Origin of the sequence: Tateyamaria rhodophyticola (assembly GCF_047777875.1) — a bacterium.
Lineage (GTDB): Bacteria > Pseudomonadota > Alphaproteobacteria > Rhodobacterales > Rhodobacteraceae > Tateyamaria.
On the sequence record NZ_CP180519.1, the window covers coordinates 2,642,858 to 2,661,972 of the forward strand.

The 19,115-nt window shown below is 63.8% G+C and carries 13 protein-coding genes; 7 read left to right on the top strand and 6 right to left on the bottom strand.

Translation table 11 applies throughout. The annotated features are described in order from the left end of the window. Positions 1-56: 56 nt before the first annotated feature. Positions 57-2,378 (top strand): mechanosensitive ion channel family protein, encoded by a 2,322-nt coding sequence (locus ACERHN_RS14580; protein ID WP_415919747.1) that lies wholly within the window; start codon positions 57-59, stop codon positions 2,376-2,378. A gap of 66 nt (positions 2,379-2,444) precedes the next feature. Next, positions 2,445-4,511, top strand: coding sequence for a DEAD/DEAH box helicase (locus ACERHN_RS14585; RefSeq protein ID WP_415919748.1), 2,067 nt, complete (start codon positions 2,445-2,447; stop codon positions 4,509-4,511). Between the two features lie 100 nt (positions 4,512-4,611). On the opposite strand, the gene ACERHN_RS14590 is transcribed toward ACERHN_RS14585, so the two are convergent. From ACERHN_RS14590 to ACERHN_RS14605, 4 genes are read right to left on the bottom strand one after another with little or no spacing between them, the layout of a single operon-like run. Further along, complete coding sequence (locus ACERHN_RS14590; RefSeq protein WP_415919749.1) at positions 4,612-5,766, bottom strand: ABC transporter permease; 1,155 nt, start codon at positions 5,764-5,766, stop codon at positions 4,612-4,614. 4 nt (positions 5,767-5,770) lie between these two features. Continuing rightward, complete coding sequence (locus ACERHN_RS14595; RefSeq protein WP_415919750.1) at positions 5,771-6,799, bottom strand: ABC transporter permease; 1,029 nt, start codon at positions 6,797-6,799, stop codon at positions 5,771-5,773. Next, positions 6,796-8,730 carry an ABC transporter substrate-binding protein gene (locus ACERHN_RS14600; protein WP_415922748.1) on the bottom strand — a complete coding sequence of 645 codons (1,935 nt, stop codon included), beginning with the start codon at positions 8,728-8,730 and terminating at the stop codon, positions 6,796-6,798. Before ACERHN_RS14600 ends, ACERHN_RS14595 begins: the two co-directional genes overlap by 4 nt. A gap of 37 nt (positions 8,731-8,767) precedes the next feature. Further along, a complete protein-coding gene (locus ACERHN_RS14605; protein WP_415919751.1) occupies positions 8,768-10,537 on the bottom strand; it encodes a dipeptide ABC transporter ATP-binding protein in 1,770 nt (589 codons plus the stop codon). A gap of 145 nt (positions 10,538-10,682) precedes the next feature. Here ACERHN_RS14605 and ACERHN_RS14610 point away from each other — a divergent pair, with 145 nt between their 5' ends. From ACERHN_RS14610 to ACERHN_RS14630, 5 genes are all read left to right on the top strand, one after another. Then, the gene (locus ACERHN_RS14610; RefSeq protein ID WP_415919752.1) at positions 10,683-11,180 is read left to right on the top strand and encodes a class I SAM-dependent methyltransferase; all 498 of its coding nucleotides are present in this window, start codon (positions 10,683-10,685) and stop codon (positions 11,178-11,180) included. A 166-nt stretch (positions 11,181-11,346) separates the two neighbouring features. Beyond that, positions 11,347-13,437, top strand: coding sequence for a 3-hydroxyacyl-CoA dehydrogenase NAD-binding domain-containing protein (locus ACERHN_RS14615; RefSeq protein ID WP_415919753.1), 2,091 nt, complete (start codon positions 11,347-11,349; stop codon positions 13,435-13,437). Position 13,438: 1 nt separating this feature from the next. After that, positions 13,439-14,638, top strand: a complete 1,200-nt coding sequence (locus ACERHN_RS14620) for an acyl-CoA dehydrogenase family protein (RefSeq protein WP_415919754.1) — start codon at positions 13,439-13,441, stop codon at positions 14,636-14,638. Further along, the gene (locus tag ACERHN_RS14625; protein WP_415919755.1) at positions 14,635-15,702 is read left to right on the top strand and encodes an acyl-CoA dehydrogenase family protein; all 1,068 of its coding nucleotides are present in this window, start codon (positions 14,635-14,637) and stop codon (positions 15,700-15,702) included. The genes ACERHN_RS14620 and ACERHN_RS14625 overlap by 4 nt, the downstream gene beginning before the upstream one ends. A gap of 3 nt (positions 15,703-15,705) precedes the next feature. Beyond that, positions 15,706-17,178: a class I adenylate-forming enzyme family protein gene (locus ACERHN_RS14630; RefSeq protein ID WP_415919756.1), complete on the top strand. Its 1,473-nt coding sequence runs from the start codon at positions 15,706-15,708 to the stop codon at positions 17,176-17,178. Here ACERHN_RS14630 and rpe read toward each other — a convergent pair. Together rpe and ACERHN_RS14640 are read right to left on the bottom strand one after the other, a co-directional pair. After that, entirely contained in the window at positions 17,175-17,864 is a 690-nt protein-coding gene (rpe, locus tag ACERHN_RS14635; RefSeq protein ID WP_415919757.1) for a ribulose-phosphate 3-epimerase, read from the bottom strand. The two genes, ACERHN_RS14630 and rpe, sit on opposite strands and share 4 nt — an antisense overlap. Before the next feature lie 100 nt (positions 17,865-17,964). Then, positions 17,965-18,966 carry an NAD-dependent epimerase/dehydratase family protein gene (locus ACERHN_RS14640; protein WP_415919758.1) on the bottom strand — a complete coding sequence of 334 codons (1,002 nt, stop codon included), beginning with the start codon at positions 18,964-18,966 and terminating at the stop codon, positions 17,965-17,967. Between the last annotated feature and the right edge of the window lie 149 nt (positions 18,967-19,115).

The following is a 19,115-nucleotide window of genomic DNA, read 5'->3' on the forward strand; positions in this document are numbered from 1 at the left end:
ACGTAGCGTCTGGAAAAAGGCACCGGAACCGGGTGATGGGACAATTGAAAAGACTGATGCCGTCTTTGATCGCGCGCCTCTGTGCGGCGTTGGTGATCTGCGTTTGGGCCGGAGTTGCGTCGGCGCAGGGACTTGGCAGCCTGCTGCCCGCGACGGGTGCCGAAACAGCCACCGATGATCTGTCCCAGGTCATCCGCGAGGCATCCCGCAACGGTGTGAGCGTCGTCGTCATCGACAGTGAGGGGCGCGTTCTGACCGAAGTGGCGGGCCCGGACACGCAGGCAACCACGACGGGCTCTGGCAGCACGTTGATGACGTTGCAGGACGACGCAGTGGCCTTTCGATCCGCCCTTGTCGAACGGCTCCTCAACCTGCCCGACGCCTTCGCCGAAGTCGCGTACATCCTGCGGGCCTCAAGCCCCGACGGCACGATTTTCGCCTATTTCAAAGCGCTTCTGATCAGCCTTGGCCTGTTCGCAGCAGGGATGGTGTTCGAGGCGCAGGTGTTTGGCAAACGGATCGCGAAACGGTTCGTTGTCGCCCGTATCCGCAAAAACCCGCAAGGCTATGGCGAACGGATGCCGTTTCTGGTGTTTCGCTTCTTTGCCGGTGTGGTGGGTATCCTCGTGTCAATGGCCGTGGCCTACATCCTCGGCTTTATCCTGTTTGGTCCGCTTGAGGATTCCGCGATGCAGTTCACCGTGTCGCTGATCAATGCGGGATACTTTCTGACCCGACTTGTGGCCGGGCTGTGGCGCATGATCCTGTCGCCCTATCTCAGCCAGTACCGGATGCCTCTGTTTAATGACACCGACGCAAAACGGCTGCATCTGTGGCTGAGCATCGTGGCGGCGCTCGCCTTCTTTGCGCTGCTCTTTGGCGTCTGGCTGGAAGAGCTGGGGCTGAACTACGAAGTCTACGTGTTCCTGTTCTCGCTGGTGTCGCTGGGCGTGATGCTGCTCAACATCGCGCTGGTGGCAGTCAACCGGCGCGCGATCACCGGTGCGATCCTGAACGGGCGTCCCTTTGCACAAGCCAGTTGGGTGCTGCGCATGCTGGCGCGGGTTTGGGCGCCGCTTGCCGTGCTGTATTTCCTGTTTGCCTGGGGCGAACAGACCTATCACCTTGTGCTGGGCGATCCCCTGGGCGTGCCACTTCTGGCCGGGGCGTGGGCGATCCTGATGACGATCATCGTCGTCTATGGCGTGATCAACTACGGCATCGAACGCAGCTTTGCCCGCGCACGGGCGGTGCGCGACCGCGCGGCGCAGGACGGCGAGGTGATGCACCCCGAACAGGCCAACATGGTTCACACCGGTCCCCACATCACCACGTTCCAGGGGTTGGCACAGCGGGTGGCGGGCATCCTTGCCTTTGTCGCCGGTGCCTATGCGTTCGTGGCGATCTGGAGCCCCGAGACCAGCAACATGATGGGCGACAGCCTGACCGAACGGCTGCTGGACGTGATCGTGATCCTGTTCATCGGCTATATCGCTTACAACGCGTTCCGCATCTGGATCGACGCAAAGATCCGCGAAGAACAGGGCGACATGGTCGAGGCCGAGCTGGGGGATGAGGGCGGCGGGTCGTCCGCCTCGCGCCTTGCCACGCTGCTGCCGCTCTTCCGCAACTTTGTGCTGATCGTGATCATCATCACGATCCTGCTGATCCTGCTGATGGATCTGGGCGTGAATGTTGGGCCCTTGTTCGCGGGGGCCGGTGTGGTTGGCGTTGCTGTGGGCTTTGGCTCGCAAAGCCTTGTGCGCGATATCTTTTCCGGTGCGTTCTTTCTGTTCGACGATGCCTTCCGCAAGGGCGAATACATCGACGTGGGCGGGGTCAAGGGGACGGTCGAAAACATCAGCGTCCGCAGCTTTCAGCTCCGCCACCATCTTGGTGCGCTCCACACCATCCCCTTTGGCGAGATCCAGGTGCTGACCAATTATTCCCGCGATTGGGTGATCATGAAACTGCCCCTGCGCGTGACCTACGACACCGATGTCGAAAAGGTGCGCAAGCTCATCAAGAAACTGGGGGTCGAACTGCTTGATGATCCGGTGATCGGCGACAACTTCATCCAGCCGCTGAAATCCCAAGGCGTGATCGAAATGCAGGACAGCGCGATGATCATCCGGGTCAAGTTCATGACCAAACCGGGGGACCAATGGCTGGTGCGCAAGAAGGTGTACGAGGAAATCCGCGCGCTGTTCGAACGCGAAGGCATCCACTTTGCCCACCGCGAGGTGACGGTGCGGCTGGCCGATGGCAAGGCGTCCGACCTCAGCGATGAAGAGCGCAAGGCCGTGACCTCCGCCGCACAGGCCGCCATTGACGAAGACCTGCTGGAAGACGCCGCAGAGGCGGGCGACGACCGATAAACCCCTCGACAAGGCGGGCCAAAGGGCATACGCGCCCACACTTGCCCCCTTGCTAGGACATATCCGTTGATCACTCCGCTTCAGACCGCGCTGACCGCCCGCGGCTATACCGACCTTACGCCCGTTCAGACCGCTGTGACGGAGCCGGGATTGGAACAGTCCGATCTGCTTGTTTCGGCGCAGACCGGGTCCGGCAAGACGGTGGGCTTTGGTCTGGCGCTTGGTCCCACGCTTCTGGGCGAGGCACATGTGTTTGACACGGCATCCGCACCCTGCGCGCTGGTCATCGCGCCCACGCGCGAGCTGGCCTTGCAGGTCAAGCGCGAGCTGGCATGGCTTTATGCGGAAACCGGTGCGGTGCTGGCGTCCTGCGTCGGTGGCATGGACATGCGCGACGAACGGCGTGCGCTGGCCCGGGGGGCGCACATCGTGGTGGCCACGCCCGGACGGCTGCGCGATCACATCATGCGCGGCTCCATCGACCTGACGGCGATCCGGGGCGTCGTGCTGGACGAAGCGGACGAGATGCTGGACCTCGGCTTTCGTGAGGACCTTGAGTTCATCCTCGATGCCTGCCCGGAGAGCCGCCGCACCCTGATGTTCTCGGCCACGGTGCCCGCGCAGATCGCGCGGCTGGCCAAGACGTATCAACGCGACGCGGTGCGGGTCGAGACGACCTCTGGCGCGGATCAGCACGCCGACATCACCTATCAGGCGATGACCGTCGCCAATCACGACGCCGAAAACGCGATCATCAACATCCTGCGCTATCACGAGGCACCTAATGCGATCGTGTTCTGCAACACACGGGCGATGGTCAACCGGGTCACCACGCGCCTGTCCAATCGCGGGTTCCCGGTGGTGGCACTTTCGGGTGAGTTGACGCAATCCGAACGCACCAACGCCCTGCAAGCCATGCGCGACGGGCGCGCGCGCGTATGTGTGGCGACGGATGTGGCGGCGCGCGGCATCGACCTGCCGAACCTCGATCTGGTGGTGCATGCCGAACTGCCCTCGAACTCCGAGACGCTGCTGCACCGGTCGGGCCGGACGGGTCGCGCCGGGCGCAAGGGCACTAGCGCCCTGATCGTAACGGCCAAGGTCCGGTCCAAGGCGCTGCGCATCCTGCGTGGTGCCAAGCTGGAGGTGGACTGGACCGATGCACCCTCGGCCGAGATGGTGCGCGCACAGGATGCGCTGCGCCTGCTCGACGATCCGATGTGGGACGGCGATGCGACCGAAAGTGAGGCCGAGATGGTCGCGCAACTGACCGAACGGTTCAGTGCGGCGCAACTGGCGACAGCCGTCTTGCGCATCCATGGCGCACGGCATTCCGCGCCGGAACATCTGTCGGACGTGACGGCGGCCAAAGCGCCCAAGGCGCGCGCACCCTTCGGTCCCAGCACGTGGTTTTCCGTCACCGGCGGGCGGGATCAAGGGGTCGAAGTGCGCCGCCTGCTGCCGATCATCTGCAACGCGGGCGACATCACCAAGGACGATATCGGCGCGATCCGCATTCAGGACGACACGTCCTATGTCGAGCTGAAGACCGAAGCCGTGGATGGATTTCTGGCCGCTCTTGGGGCAGACATGACCGTCGAAGGCGGGGCAAAGGTTGCCCAGCTGGATCACGTGCCCGAGGCGGCATCACAGCCAAAACCCCGGTTCGAAGGCAATCCCAAACGCAGCGGACCACCGCCACGTGGGCCCAAGCCAGACCGCGGGCCCAAGCCAGAGCGTGGACAAAAGCCGGAGCGCAGTGACGACGCGCCGACCAAACCGCGTGCCAAAAAGGTATGGAGCGATACGCCCCTGCTCAAGACTGAGCCCATGCCGAAGCAGGACGCGACCCCGATCGACTGGAACGACACCAGCACGCCCAAGCCGCGCAAACCCAAACCGGGGGCAAAACCAAAAGGCAAGCCGCGTGCCAAACCCGCCAGCCGTATGGACCGCGCGATTGCAGACGGTGCCGTGAGCGCACCGAAAAAACCGCGTTACAAGGCGGGGGGCAAAGGCAAACCGACCGGTGGTGGCGCGCCCGCCGTTGGCAAACCCAACAGCAAAAAGAACAAGGCCCGGCGTGCCGCAGCCAAGGCGGGGGGCAACCAGCCGCCGCGCCGCAAGACCTAAAGCAGAAATACAAAAACCGGTATCACGTAACCCTGTCTAAAAAAATCGGATTTCAACGGGTTACGTGATACATGATGTTGCAGGTTATTTGTATTTCGCTCTAGTCGCTGTAGGGGTCTAGGCTGTCGCGCAGCCCGTCGCCGAGGAAGTTGAACGCCAGCACCACGATCACGATGGGCAGCATCGGGATCGCCGTCCATGGATAGATCTCGATGGACGCAAGGTTCTGCGCGTCGTTCAGCATCACGCCCCACGACACCGCCGGCGCGCGCAGCCCAAGGCCCAGGAACGACAGCGCGGTTTCGCCCAGGATCATCGCCGGGATCGACAGCGTGGCCGAGGCAATCAGGTGGCTGGTGAAGTTCGGCAGCAGGTGCCGCCGGATCACCCGCCCCGGTTTGGCCCCCATCATCTCTGCCGCGCGCACATATTCCTCCTCTCTCAACGAGAGGAACTTACTTCGGACTGCGCGGGCGAGACCGGGCCAATCCAGCAGGCCCAGAATGATGGATATGATGAAGAACACCGACACCGGCCCCCAATTCGACGGCACCGCTGCCGACAGGGCCAGCCAGAGCGGCAGTTCAGGCAGGCTGCGCAGGATCTCGATGGCGCGGTTCACCACCCAGTCGACCCAGCCGCCAAAATACCCCGCCATCGCGCCCAGCGTGATCCCGATGAGAAAGCTGACTGTGATCCCGATCAGACCCACGGTCAGGGACAGCTGCGCCCCGTAGGAGATGCGCGAAAATACGTCCCGCCCCAGCCGGTCAGAGCCAAAGATAAACACCGTCGCCCCTTCGGGCGCGCAAAACAGGTGCCGCTCGGTGGGGATGAACCCCGCGAGGTTATACTCCGTCTTGCGGCAGAAGAACTGGAGTGGCATGGGCCGTGTCGTGTCCGTCTCGTACACCCACTGGAAGTTCTCCAGATCCGGCGCACCTGTGGTGGGATAGACAAAGGGGCCGATAAATTCGCCCTCGTGCCAGAACCTGATGGCTTGCGGCGGGTGGAACAGGTGTTCCGCGCTGCGCTCATTCGGGGTGTAGGGTGAAATGAACCCGGCAAACGGAATGAACGCATAGGCAAAGAACAGAAAGATCGCGGACAGAAGACCCAGCCGGTGACGGCGGAACTTGCGCCACACCAAGAGCCAGTTGGGCGCATCCATATCCGCCCGGTCGATGGCCGAAATGTCCACATTGGGATCATAGGGGGCATCGTCGATAAAGCGGCCGTCGGGCAGGGTGCTCATGTCGTTATCCTTCCCGTGCGCCGTAGCGGATGCGCGGATCAAGCAGCACCAGCAACAGGTCCGAAATCATCGTGCCAACCAGGGTGAGGAAGGCGACGAACATCAACACGAACCCGGCCAGAAACTGGTCCTGTGTCTTGAGCGCGGTCAGCAGGTCCGGTCCGATCGTGGGCAGCGACATCACCACCGAAATGATCACCGACCCGGACACCATCGCGGGCAACAGGTTGCCGATATCCGCGACGAACGGGTTGAACGCCACCCGCAGCGGGTATTTCGTCAGCATCCGGGACGGGGCCAGCCCCTTGGCCGTGGCGGTTTCGACGTAAGGCTTGCCCAGCTCGTCCAGCATATTGGCCCGCAGCCGCTGCATCATGGCGGCGACCCCTGCGGTGCCGATCACAAAGGTCGGCACGATCATATGGGTCAGCACCGACTGGATCTTGCCCCAGCTGAGCGGCTCGCCCTCGAACTGCGGGTCCATTAGCCCACCAATGGGCAACCCAATATATTTGCGCCCGTAGTAGAACAGGATCAACGCCAGCAAAAAGTTCGGCGTGGCAAGACCGAGATAGCCGATAAATGCTGTGATGTAGTCAACCCACGTCTTGGACTTGGCCGCGGCCAGCACACCCAGCGGAATGGCCATGAAGTAGATGAAAAGCACCGCGGCGAGGTTCACCAGAACCGTCAGCCACAGCTTGGAGCCGACAATGTCGATCACCGGTTCATCATTGAAAAACGACCAGCCAAGATCGCCCTGCAACAGTCCCGAGAACCCGTATTCACCGGGTGCGAGGCCGACCCACATCAGGTATTGATACCATAGCGGCCGGTCGAGCCCGAATTCGGTGCGCAGAAACTCAGCCTTGGCGACCCCTTCGGCCTGTCCCGTAGCGCGCAGTTCCGCGATCTGGTTCGACAGGTAGTCACCGGGGGGCAGGTTGATGATCGCAAAGATCAGGATCGACACCACCACCAGTGTGAGACACATGGTCAAAAGCCGGTAGGCGGCGTAGCGCAGGAACATCATTGGCGCACCTGCGCCAGCTCTTCGCCCGTATCGTCGAACCAGAATTCATCGACGCGGTGCACACCGAAATGCGCCCCCGGCTCCCACGCCCATTTGCCGGTCTCTGGCACATTGCGCAGGCGGTCAGACACCACAATGGGCTGTGGCGCTTCGCTCAGAATACCGATGCCGAATTGCTGATCTGCGTGGATGGCCAGCATCTCACGCCAGATTGCGCCTCGCTTGACCGGATCCCGTGTCTGTTCCCAGCGTCGGTTTAGCGCCATGAGCTGCCCTGCGGCGGGCAGGTCAATACGCTCTCCGGCGGACCCTTGGGTCTGGTAATACTGGCCCCATTTGGGCCAGGCGAAAAACACCTGATCGGTGGGGGCGAGATAGCTGGGCGATGTGAAGGCCTGCGGAATACCGTTGTCCCAGCCGAACCACACAGCCGCCATTGTCACGCCGGAAAACACGCGGTTGCGCAGGATGTCGCGGTCGAGCGGGCGCATGATCAGCTTGATGCCGATATCGCGCCAGGTGTCCGTGATGATGGCCAGCGCGTTTTCGACCTCCTGCCGTTCACCGGCGGTCTCGATGACGAACTCCATGGGACGCCCATCGGGCAAAAGGCGGATGCCGGAGCGGTCGCGCGCCTCCAGCCCCATGTCATCCAGCAGGGTGTTCGCGGTCTCGGGATCATATATCGCCCATTTGGTCAGGTTCTCGGGATCAAAAAGCGGGCTCGCTGCAAGCGCGGTCATCCCGCCCTCCTTGCCTAGGCCGAAATAGAGCGCGCGGTTGATGATGGTGCGGTCGATGGACAGCGACAGCGCCCGGCGGAACCGTACATCGCGGATCACCTCGCGCCAGACCGGATCGGCAAAGTTCAGGTTTGGATAGATCGCGATTTGGCTGGCCGCGCCGTTGGACCACAGATGCGTCTTGTAGGCGCCACCATCGGCCGTGCCCTTCTTGAGGATCGGGGTGTCGCGGAAATCGAGGCCGCGGGCCTGCAGATCCACCTCGCCCGCATTGGCCTTGGCCGCGATCAGGCCGGAGCCGACCACGTTCATCTCGACCACGTCGATATAGGGCAGGTGCACGCCGCGCGCATCGACACGGTGGAAATAGGGGTTGCGCACGAACAGGTAACGCGACGCCGCCCCGGTCGAGGCTGGCATCCACGGCTGCAGGGTGGGCAGTTCGTGGTTGTCGAACTTGTACATGTTGTCGAGCTTGTTGTGCAGCGGGGCCCAGCCGCGCACCCGCTTGGCGTCGATCATCTCCTCCATCTCTTCCATCGTGTTGAAATCCACGTGGAACTGTTTGAGGTAATGCGCCGGGCGGTAGATGAACGGCGGGCTGGCCTGCGCCAGCGCAGGCAGGAAGCGCGGGTTGGGCTCCGGAAATTCAACGATGACGGTCAGCGGGTCGGGGAACCGCATCGAGGCGACGCCATTGTTGGACCGCATGATTTCTGGCGGGCCGTTGGGGCTGAGTTCCGGGTTGTTGGCGACGTGTTTCCACCAGTATTCGAAATCCGCCGACGTGAACGGCGCGCCGTCGGACCAATGATGACCGGGGCGCAGATGCAGGGTGAACTTGCGCCCGCGCTCCACCTCGAAATCGCGCAGGATATCGGGGCGCAGCCGGTATTGGTGATCATACCCGACCAGACGCGCATAACCATAGACCACCATCTGGCGCACGTCCTTGGTGCGGGTGACCATGGTGCGCAGGGTGCCGCCCTGCTGCCCAAAGGCGCGACCCTTGGCCTCCAGATCGACGACAAGCGGGATATCGGGAATGCGGTCCGCCGCCGGTTCAATAATGCCCTTTTCGACCTCGGACGCCCAAAATCCGCTTTCCTCGACGGGTACGGTGAGGGTCGAGGATGTGGGCGCCACAAAGGTGCGTGCCGGTTGCGCCGCGCCAGAGGTCGATACCATCGCACCGATGGCGAGTGTCAGGGCGAACGTCAAAGTCTTAAGCATGGCAGCGCACCTTGTGTCCGGGTTCAATCTCGCGCAGGGCGGGGGCGTCCATCCCTTCGAACCGGAACATGTCCGGCCAGCTTTCCGGCTCACCCGCGCCAAGGGAAACCTGCGCGAGGTCAATGGGGCTGTGGATGTCGGGTTCGGGCTGCGCGGCGATCAACGCCTTGGTGTAGGGGTGGGACGGGTTATAGAAAAGCGTTTGCGGTGGGGCCTGTTCGACGACAACACCACGGCGCATCACCGCAACCTCGTCCGCGATACGGGCCACGACGGCAAGGTCGTGGCTGATGAAGAGATAGCTCAGCCCCATGCCGTCACGGATGCGCTCCAGCAGGCTCAGGATCTGCTCCTGCACGCTGACATCCAGCGCCGAGGTCGGTTCGTCACACACCAGCAGCACCGGATCAAGCGTCAGCGCCCGCGCAATGGACAGACGCTGGCGCTGCCCGCCGGAAAAGGCGTGCGGATAGCGTTTGAGCATATCGGGGTTTAGACCGACCCACCGCAGCATCTCCGCCGCCTTGTCGCGGCGCGCGATCTTGGTGCCGAGACCGTGGATTTCCATCGGTTCGGTCAACGCCTCCTGCACCCGCATCCGCGGGCTGAGCGACGAATATGGGTCCTGAAACACCATCTGTGCCTGTCGCTGAAACGCGATTTTCTCCGACCGGCTCAGTTGATCGACCCGCATCGGCTGCACGTCGCGGCCCGGGCGAAAGATCACCTCGCCCCCCGCGTCAGGGGTTTCCGCCCCAAGGGCAATGCGGGCGCAGGTGGTCTTGCCCGACCCGCTTTCGCCCACGATGGCCAGTGTCTTGCCACGCGGCACCTTGAGGTTCACGTCAGCGCAGGCATGCACCAGCTTTGACGCCCGCCAACCGGCACCGCGCACGCGGTAGGTTTTGGACACGGAATTGAGTTCGAGGATGGAATCGCCCGCCTCGATCGGGTCGGCGGGTTTGGCGACATCCGGAATGACAGGTGCAGCGGCAAACAGTTTCTTGGTATAGCCGTGGCCCGGAGCGCTCAGCACCGCTTCGGCCGGGCCGCGTTCCATCACGTGCCCTTTGTTCATCACGACGACGCTGTCGGCCATGTTGGCCACGACACCCAGATCATGTGTCACAAGGATCATCGCCATGCCGGTGTCGCGTTGCAGATCCTTCATCAGGCCCAGCACCTGTGCCTGCGTCGTCACGTCGAGCGCGGTTGTTGGTTCGTCCGCGATCAGCAGATCCGGCTTGGCCACCATGGCCATCGCGATCATGGCGCGTTGGCGCATGCCGCCCGACAGCTCGAACGGATAGGCGCGGTAGGCCCGTTCGGGATCGGGAAAGCCCACGCGTTCAAAGGTGGCAATCACGTCGCGCTTGGCCTCGGCCAGGGACATATCGCGGTGCAGGGTCAGCACCTCGCTCACCTGGTTGCCGATCCGGTGCAGCGGCGAGAGTGAGCGCATAGGTTCCTGAAAGATCATTGAAATCCGGTCGCCGCGCACGTCGCGGATATCCCGCGGTGGCAGCTGCAAAAGATCGCTGCGCGATGCGCCGGTGCCGAAATGGACCTCACCGCTGCGGATCTGTGCGGCACCGGGCAGGATGCGCAGAACCGAACGACAGGTCAGCGTCTTGCCCGATCCGCTTTCCCCCACCAGCGCCAGCGTTTCGCCCGCATCGACCGAAAAACTCACGCCATACACAACCGGCGGGGCAGTCCCGAAGCCGATGGACAGGTTTTTGACATCCAGCAAAGGTGACATGCACTGTCCCTTAGTTGCGCGCGTTGCCGTCACAAAACCCGATTCCGGGCGCAACGTCCATACACGGCATGCGCACGCGATTGTGCTACACATTACATGCGTTGTGCCCCATCTAGGGTGAAACACGTAAAGGACTTGTGACCAGATGACCCAAAGCCGCCTTGATCTCTTCGTCGACCGCATGGTGTCGCAACGTGCCTGTCTCGACCATGCTGCCCGCATTGTGGCGGACATGACGGGCCCGGCCTATGAGCTGGGGCTGGGCAATGGGCGCACATATCACCACATGCGTCACATCATGCCGGACCGCGATATCCACGTGTTCGAACGCGCCGTCGCCTCGCACCCGGACAGCACGCCGCCGGAGGACATGGTGTTTCTGGGCGACGTGTTCGATACGTTGCCGCAGGCGCTGGAGCGGTTTGGGTCGACAGCCGTGCTGATCCACGCGGACCTGGGCGGGCACAATGCGCAAAAGAACGATCTCTTTGCACAGAAAGTGTCCCCAGTCGTGTCGCCCCTGCTGGCCGTCGGTGGGCTGATGGTGTCGTCGGACCGGATGTATTTCGACGATCTGGTCGAACAGCCCCTGCCCGAAGGGGCGGTGCCGGGGCGCTGCTTCATCTATCGTCGCGAGAGCTGAGCCGGCTGGACGGCCTGGCATAACCGGGCCCTCCGGGGGGGATTTTTTGGAACAGAGACAGGGATCGCGCGTCTCGATGTGACGTCGCGGCCCGGTGGCAAATGGGTTGCCCTTTTGCGTGCTGCGCCTACGCTGCCCTTCAGGTAAGCAGCGAGGGGAGACGCGGATGAGCGATGTGATCGGATATGAGCGGGTGGGTGATGTCGCTGTCCTCACGGTGCGCAACCCGCCGGTCAATGCGCTCAGCCAGGCGGTGCGGCAGGGTCTTTGGGACCGGATGGATCAGGCCGAGGCGGATGCGGGTGCGCGGGCCGTGATGATCGTGGGCGAGGGGCGTGCCTTTTTCGCCGGGGCCGACATCAAGGAATTTGGCAAACCGCTGCTTGCGCCGTTTCTGCCTGACCTGATCCACCGGATCGAAGCCTCGCCCCTATTGGTGGTTGCGGCGATGCATGGTGTGAGCCTTGGTGGCGGGCTCGAGGTTGCGTTGGGCTGTCATTACCGCGTGGCGGTGCCCGGCGCGCGGGTTGGATTGCCCGAGGTGCATCTGGGCCTGATCCCCGGCGCGGGTGGAACGCAGCGTCTGCCGCGGCTGACGGGGGTGGAGCCTGCGTTGGAGGTCATGACCTCGGGGCGCCATGTGGGGGCGCAAGAGGCGCTTCGGCTTAGCATACTCGACGCGGTCGAAGACGGGGATCCACGGACGGTCGGGTTGGCCTTTGTCGACGGGCTGCTGTCGCGCGGGGCCGCCCGTCGTCCGGTCAGCGCGCTGCCCTTGCCGGAGGCCATCGATTGGGACGCCGCCTTTGCGGCCACGCTGGCCAAGGGGCGGGGACAGATTTCGCCTGCGTGGTGTGTGCGGGCCGTCGAGGCCGCGTATGGCGGGTCCTTTGCCGACGGGATGCAGGCCGAGCGCAAGATCTTCATGGACCTGATGGAGACGGACCAGCGTCAGGGCATGATCCATGCGTTTTTCTCGGAACGTGCGGTGTCGCATCTGCCGGAATTGAAAGGTGTCGCCCCGCGCGACGTGGCCCACATCGCCGTCATCGGCGGTGGCACGATGGGGGCGGGCATCGCCACGGCGGCCTTGTTGTCCGGCCTGCGTGTGCATCTGCTCGAGATGTCGGCGGAGGCGGGGGCAGCGGCGCGGGGGCGGATCGAGGCCAACCTGGCGGGCGCACTCAAGCGGGGCAAGATCAGCGCGGATGACCATGCCGCAATGCTCGGCGATGCGCTGGAGATTGTCACAGACTACGCCGCGCTTGCGCAGGTTGATCTGGTGATCGAGGCGGTGTTCGAGGATATGGCCGTGAAAAAGGAGGTGTTCGCCCGTCTTGATGCCGTGTGCAAACCGGGCTGTGTGCTCGCCTCCAACACATCGTACCTGGACATTGACGAGATTGCGCAGGCCACGTCGCGGCCCGGGGACGTGCTGGGCCTGCACTTCTTCTCGCCTGCGCATGTGATGAAACTGCTTGAGGTGGTCGTGGGCGCGCAGTCCGCGGATGATGTGGTGGCAACCGGGTTTGCGCTTGGTCAGCGGATGAAGAAGATCAGCGTGCGCGCCGGTGTCTGTGACGGGTTCATCGGGAACCGGATCCTCGCCACGTACCGGACATGCGCCGATCACATGATCCTCGATGGTGCATCGCCTTTCGAGATTGACGCAGCGCTGGAGGCCTTTGGATTTGCGATGGGGCCGTTTGCGGTGGCCGATCTTGCCGGGCTCGACATCGGGTGGGCGGTGCGCAAGCGCAAGCGTGCCGAGGGGCAGGCCCCGTCGCGCGATGCCACCTATGCCGACCGGCTGTGCGAACACGGGCATTTCGGGCAGAAGACGGGCCGGGGCTATTATGACTATGCCGGTGGTGCGCGGACGCGCGTGCCGAACCCGGATGTCATGCCCCTCATTGAGGCGGACCGGGCGCGGATGGGCATCACGCCCCGTGACTTTGCCCCCGAAGAGATTGTGCGCCGCTACATGGCCGCGATGGTCAACGAGGCGGCCAAGGTTGTGGGCGAGGGCATCGCGCGCCGCCCGCTCGATGTGGATATGGTCCTGCTCTTTGGGTACGGGTTCCCGCGGTATCGCGGTGGGCCGTTGAAATGGGCGGATATGGAAGGGTTGCCGGGTCTGCTGGACGACATCCGCCGCTATGCTGCCGAAGACGTGGATTTCTGGGCCCCGGCGCCGTTGCTGGAGCAGTTGGTGGCCGAAGGTCGCTGTTTTGACGATCTGAACAAGGAGCGCTGAGATGGACTTGTCCTATACTGCCGAGGAAGAGGCGTTTCGCACGGATGTCCGCGCGTTTCTGTCCACAGAACTTGCGCCCGAGCTTTCGGAAAAGGTGCGGCTGGGCCGCCCGTTGACCAAGGCGGACATGGAGGGCTGGCACGCGACGCTCAATGCGCGCGGTTGGTTGGCCCAGAACTGGCCGCGCGCCTTTGGCGGAGCGGAATGGACAGCGGTCCAGCGCCATATCTTCGACGAAGAGGCCGCCGCGGCCCATGCACCGCGCGTGGTGCCGTTCGGGTTGTCGATGCTGGGCCCGGTGCTGCAGAAATTCGGGAGCAAGGCGCAGCAGGATCACTGGCTGCCCCGCATTCTCGACGGCACCGATTGGTGGTGTCAGGGCTATTCCGAGCCGGGGGCCGGGTCGGACCTTGCCTCGCTCAAGACGCGCGCGGTCCGCGATGGGGATCATTACATCGTCAACGGGCAAAAGACGTGGACGACCCTTGGTCAGCACGCCAACATGATCTTTTGCCTTGTGCGCACGGACCCCGAGGCCAAGCAGCAGGAGGGGATTTCGTTCCTCTTGATCGACATGGACACACCGGGGATCGAGGTGCGCCCGATCATCCTGCTGGATGGCAGTGCCGAGGTGAACGAGGTGTGGTTTACGGATGTGCGGGTGCCTGCGGAAAACCTCGTGGGCGAGGAGAACAAGGGCTGGACCTATGCGAAATACCTGCTGACCCACGAACGCACGGGTCTGGGCGGTGTGGGCTTCAGCCAGGCCGCGCTGGCCGCGGTCAAACGCATCGCGCGGGCCGAGATGCAGCACGGCGCGCCGCTTATCCGAAACCCGCATTTTGCTGCCCGGTTGGCGCAAGTTGAGATTGATTTGCGCGCGATGGCGACCACCAACCTGCGCGCCATCTCGAAGGCGGCCGCGGGCGAGGCACCGGGGCTGGAGGCGTCGATGCTCAAGGTCAAGGGCACGGTGATCCGGCAGGAAATCAACGACCTGGCGCGCCGCGCGGTGGGACCCTATGCGATGCCGTTTGCCTCTGAGGCGGTTGAGGGGGCCAATGATCTGGTGCCGGATCCCCACGACGCGGGACCTGTGGCCGCGCAGTATTTTAACAACCGCAAATTGTCGATCTTTGGCGGCTCGAACGAAATTCAGCGGGGCATCATCGCCAAGGTTGCGATGGGGAAACGCGCATGAATTTCGAGCTGACCGAAGAACGCCGGATGCTGCAGGACACGCTGCGCCGTTACCTGCGCAACGAATACACCACCGAACGGCGCAACACGATCCTCGACAGCGACGCGGGCTATGCGCCCGAGATCTGGGCCGGGCTGGCAGAGTTGGGCGTGATTGGCGCGCTTTTCTCCGAGGAACAGGGCGGGTTTGGCGGTGCCGGGTTCGACATCGCCGTGGTGTTCGAAGAGTTGGGCCGTGCCGGTGTGGTAGAACCCGTGCTGGACGCGATGCTGGCTGGGCAGGCGCTCGCGCGCTCCGGGCGGCAGGACATGGTGGAGGCGTTGATTGCGGGTGAGGTTCAGCTGAGCTTTGCCCATTATGAACCCGGGGGGCGGTACGACCTGGATCATGTGCACACCGTCGCGCAAGGCGACGCGCTGACCGGGCGCAAGGCGGTTGTGATGCATGCAGAGGCTGCGGATCACCTGGTGGTGTCGGCGCGCGATGGCGCGGAAATCGCGTTTTATCTTGTGGCGCGTGATGCGCCGGGGCTTGAGGTCCGGGACTATCCCCTTCTGGCGGGCGGGCGTGCGGCGGAGGTCGCGTTTGAGGCCACGCCCGCCACGCGCCTCGGGACGGATGCGGCGCTTTTGTCGGACCTGATTGCACTGGCGCTGGTGGCGCAATGCGCCGAAACGCTTGGGGCGATGGAAACGGCGGTGGCGCTCACGCAGGATTACCTGATGACCCGCAAGCAGTTCGGGCGGCCCATCGGCACATTTCAGGCGCTGGCCCACCGCATGGCTGATCTGTTGATTGAAATGGAGCAGGCCCGCTCGGCCGTGATCAACGCCGCCGGGATGCTTGGCACCGATGCGCAGGACATGACACTGGCCGCGTCCAAGAACCTGATGGGACGCGTCGGGCGGCAGGTTGCTGAGGAAGCGATCCAGATGCACGGCGGCATCGCGATGACGCAGGAATATGAACTGGCCCATATCGCCAAGCGGATCGTGATGGCGGATCACCGGTTTGGCGACACCGATTATCATCTGGAGCGGTTCATCGCCCTGTCGGTGGCCTGAACGGTGGGGCGGGTCGAGGATTTCCTGACCGAGCAGGTGCGGCTGCGCCCGGATGCGCCAGCGGTCGAAGATGCAGCGGGCGGCCTGCGCAGCTATGGGCAGCTGGCACAGGACGCCGCCGGCTACGCCACGCGGATCACGGCGGAGCTGCGCCCCGGGGACCGGGTCATGATCGTGTCGGAAAACTGTGCGGCTGCGGTGGCGGCGATGTTCGCGGCATGGCACTGCGGTGCCACGGTCGTGCCGATCAATGCCCGGCAGAGCGCGCGCGAGGTGGACCGGGTGATCGCCCATGCCGATCCGCGCCACGTGTTCTTCACCGCGCATGTGTCGCAAGACGCGGCGGCCCATGCCACGCGGCTGGGCGCGCGCGGCGCGCCGATGCCGCTGCTGACACGCGTGCCGCGCGATGCGGGTGGGGACAGGGACGTGGCCGTCATCCTCTACACCACCGGGACGACGGGCGATCCCAAGGGCGTGATGCTCACCCACGGCAATGTCCGGTTCGGCGCACAGACCTCGGCCACATTGCGCGATATGGAGGCGTCGGATGTGGTGCTGGGCGTGTTGCCGATCACCCATGTCTTTGGCCTGAGCTCGGTCCTGTGCGCAGCCGTGCACAAGGGGGCGTTCATGCGCCTCGCGCCCCGGTTTGAGCCTGCGCGCGTGCTGGAGACGCTGCGGACGGGCGTGACGCTGTTTTCAGGTGTCCCGCAAATGCACGCCCTGATCATGGCGCATGCCGCGGCGGAGGGCGCGCATGTGCTGGGATCGGACAGCCTGCGCTATGTCTCGTCCGGTGCCGCACCGCTCGATCCCGCGTGGAAACGGGATGCCGAGGCGTTCTATGGTGTGGCGGTGCAGAACGGCTATGGCATGACCGAAAGCACGGCGGGTATCGCAGCCACCCACCACGCCATCGGCAACCCGGATATGTCCGTTGGCCCGCCGCTGCCCGGTGTCGAGGTCCGCATCGACGCGTCCGTGCCCGGCGGTGGTGCGGGGCAGGGCGAAGTGCTGACCCGCGGCCCGCATGTCATGCCCGGATATTACGCAGCCCCTGCGCGCACGGCAGAGGTGCTGGGACAGGATGGATGGTTGCGCACCGGTGATCTGGGCCGGTTCGACGCTGCCGGACATCTGCATATCCTTGGGCGCTCCAAGGAGTTGATCATTCGCGGCGGCTTCAACGTCTACCCGCCCGAGGTCGAAGCGGTGCTGACCGATCATCCCGACGTGGTGCAGTCGGCGGTGATCGGGCGCGCCGTTGGGGGAGACGAAGAGGTCCTTGCCTTTGTCCAACCGCGGGCCGGGGCCAGCCTGACGGCGGAACAGCTGAGCGATTTCGCGGCGGATCGTCTTGCCGGATACAAGCGGCCCGTCCGGTACGTCATCGCGGACAAGCTGCCCGCGGCAGCCACGGGCAAGATCCTGAAACACCGGTTGCTGGACGTGTTTGCAGACGTGCTGGATTAAGCCCAGACACCGTTTGCCGCGTCGCGGATGGCGCGGATGTTGGTGCCATAGGGCGCAGGATCACTGACCGAACCGCCCCGGAAGACCGCCGAGCCTGCAACAAGGACGTCCGCACCGGCCTGTGACACCAGCGGGGCCGTCTTGGCGTCAATGCCGCCGTCAATCTCGATATGCACGGGCCGGTCGCCGATCATGCGCCGCAGTTCTGCAATCTTGGCGGTCATGTCGATGAAACTTTGCCCGCCAAAGCCGGGGTTGACGGTCATCACGCACACAAGGTCCACCAGATCGAGGAGCGGGGCCACGGCGCTGGCCGGGGTGCCGGGATTGAGGGCCACACCGGGGCGCACACCCGCGTCGCGGATCGCCTGCAAGGTGCGGTGGATGTGCGGGCCGGCCTCCACATGGGCGGTGAGCACATCCGCGCCCGCCTTTGCAAAGGCGTCGATATAGGGATCAACCGGCGCGATCATGAGGTGGACGTCCATCACGCCCTTGATGTGGGGCCGGATGGCAGCGCAGGTGGTTGCGCCAAAGCTTATGTTGGGCACGAAATGCCCGTCCATCACATCCACATGGATCCAGTCCGCGCCCTGCGCTTCGACCGCGGCACATTCGGCACCGAAATTGGCAAAGTCGGCGGCGAGGATGGATGGGGCGATCTTGATCGAACGGTCAAAGGTCATGGGGCGCTCCTTGGCGTGTCGTGGCGGCATATAGCGGGCCTGCGGCCTGGGGGAAAGGGGCCCTTCGGGGAGGATTTTTTGGAACAGAGACGGGGATCCGTCACACGTCGTAGTAGTCGCGGTACCAGCGGACAAATTGGTCGATGCCGTCCTGGATCGGCGTTGTGGGACGTTTACCGGTCAGCGTTTCAAGAAGGCTGGTGTCGGCCCATGTGGCGGGGACATCGCCGGGTTGAATGTCGTGAAAGGTCTTGATGGCGTCGCGGCCGCAGGCCTGTTCGATGGCCGCGATGAAGTCCATCAGCGGGACCGGTGCGCCATTGCCGATGTTGACGATCCGGTGAGGGGCGACGGGTGACAGGCTGTCACCGGGCACGGGCGTATCACCGGGCACGGCGTCGATCAGGGCGAGGATCGACGCGGTCAGGTCATCGACATAGGTGAAGTCCCGTTTCATATTGCCATGGTTGTAAATATCAATCGGGTCCCCGTTCAGGATCGCGCGGGTGAATTTGAAATGGGCCATGTCGGGCCGTCCCCACGGACCATAGACGGTAAAGAAGCGGAACATCGTGATCGGCAAGCCGTAGAGATGCGCATAGCTGTGCGCCATGTTTTCGGTCGCCTTCTTGGTGGCGGCATAGAACGACATCTGGTGGTCGGTCTTCATGTCTTCGCGGTAGGGTTGGTCGGTGTTCGCCCCATAGGCGGATGAGCTCGACGCCAGAAGCATGTGCCCCGGCGGATGGGCCCGCGCCGCTTCGAGCAGCTCGAACGTGCCCATCAGGTTGGATTCGACATAGCTGCGCGGCGCCTCGATGGAGTATCGCACACCGGCCTGGGCGGCGAGGTGGATGACCGCATCGAACTGGTGCGTTTCGAACTGATCGCGCAGGAGGTCCGGTGTTTCGAGCCGTGCTTCGACGTCCTGGAACCCTTGGGATTGGCGCAGCATGGCGCGGCGACGCTCTTTCAGGCCGAGGTCGTAATAATCGCTCATCGAGTCGAGGCCGATCACCTGCCACCCCGCGTCCAGCAACGCGCGTGCCGTGAAAAAGCCGATAAATCCGGACGTGCCGGTCACCAATGCTTTGCGCGTCATGAATACCTCGTTGCCATGTGGGAACGCTTCTGCCCGATGCATGTGATTTTGACCAGTGCCGAGCCGTCACATCGAAGTTGGGTCTGGGCTGTTGACCTTGAGGAGCGCAGCGCCCAAACCCCTTTGGAAAAGCGAATCTTTGCAATTTC

Bases quoted from the DNA above. Each gene is read 5' to 3' on its own strand.
- ACERHN_RS14580 (WP_415919747.1), top strand. From the start codon at position 57: ATGCCGTCTTTGATCGCGCGCCTCTGTGCGGCGTTGGTGATCTGCGTT.
- ACERHN_RS14590 (WP_415919749.1), bottom strand. From the start codon at position 5,766: ATGAGCACCCTGCCCGACGGCCGCTTTATCGACGATGCCCCCTATGAT.
- ACERHN_RS14595 (WP_415919750.1), bottom strand. From the start codon at position 6,799: ATGATGTTCCTGCGCTACGCCGCCTACCGGCTTTTGACCATGTGTCTC.
- ACERHN_RS14600 (WP_415922748.1), bottom strand. From the start codon at position 8,730: ATGGTATCGACCTCTGGCGCGGCGCAACCGGCACGCACCTTTGTGGCG.
- ACERHN_RS14605 (WP_415919751.1), bottom strand. From the start codon at position 10,537: ATGTCACCTTTGCTGGATGTCAAAAACCTGTCCATCGGCTTCGGGACT.
- ACERHN_RS14610 (WP_415919752.1), top strand. From the start codon at position 10,683: ATGACCCAAAGCCGCCTTGATCTCTTCGTCGACCGCATGGTGTCGCAA.
- ACERHN_RS14615 (WP_415919753.1), top strand. From the start codon at position 11,347: ATGAGCGATGTGATCGGATATGAGCGGGTGGGTGATGTCGCTGTCCTC.
- ACERHN_RS14620 (WP_415919754.1), top strand. From the start codon at position 13,439: ATGGACTTGTCCTATACTGCCGAGGAAGAGGCGTTTCGCACGGATGTC.
- ACERHN_RS14625 (WP_415919755.1), top strand. From the start codon at position 14,635: ATGAATTTCGAGCTGACCGAAGAACGCCGGATGCTGCAGGACACGCTG.
- rpe (WP_415919757.1), bottom strand. From the start codon at position 17,864: ATGACCTTTGACCGTTCGATCAAGATCGCCCCATCCATCCTCGCCGCC.
- ACERHN_RS14640 (WP_415919758.1), bottom strand. From the start codon at position 18,966: ATGACGCGCAAAGCATTGGTGACCGGCACGTCCGGATTTATCGGCTTT.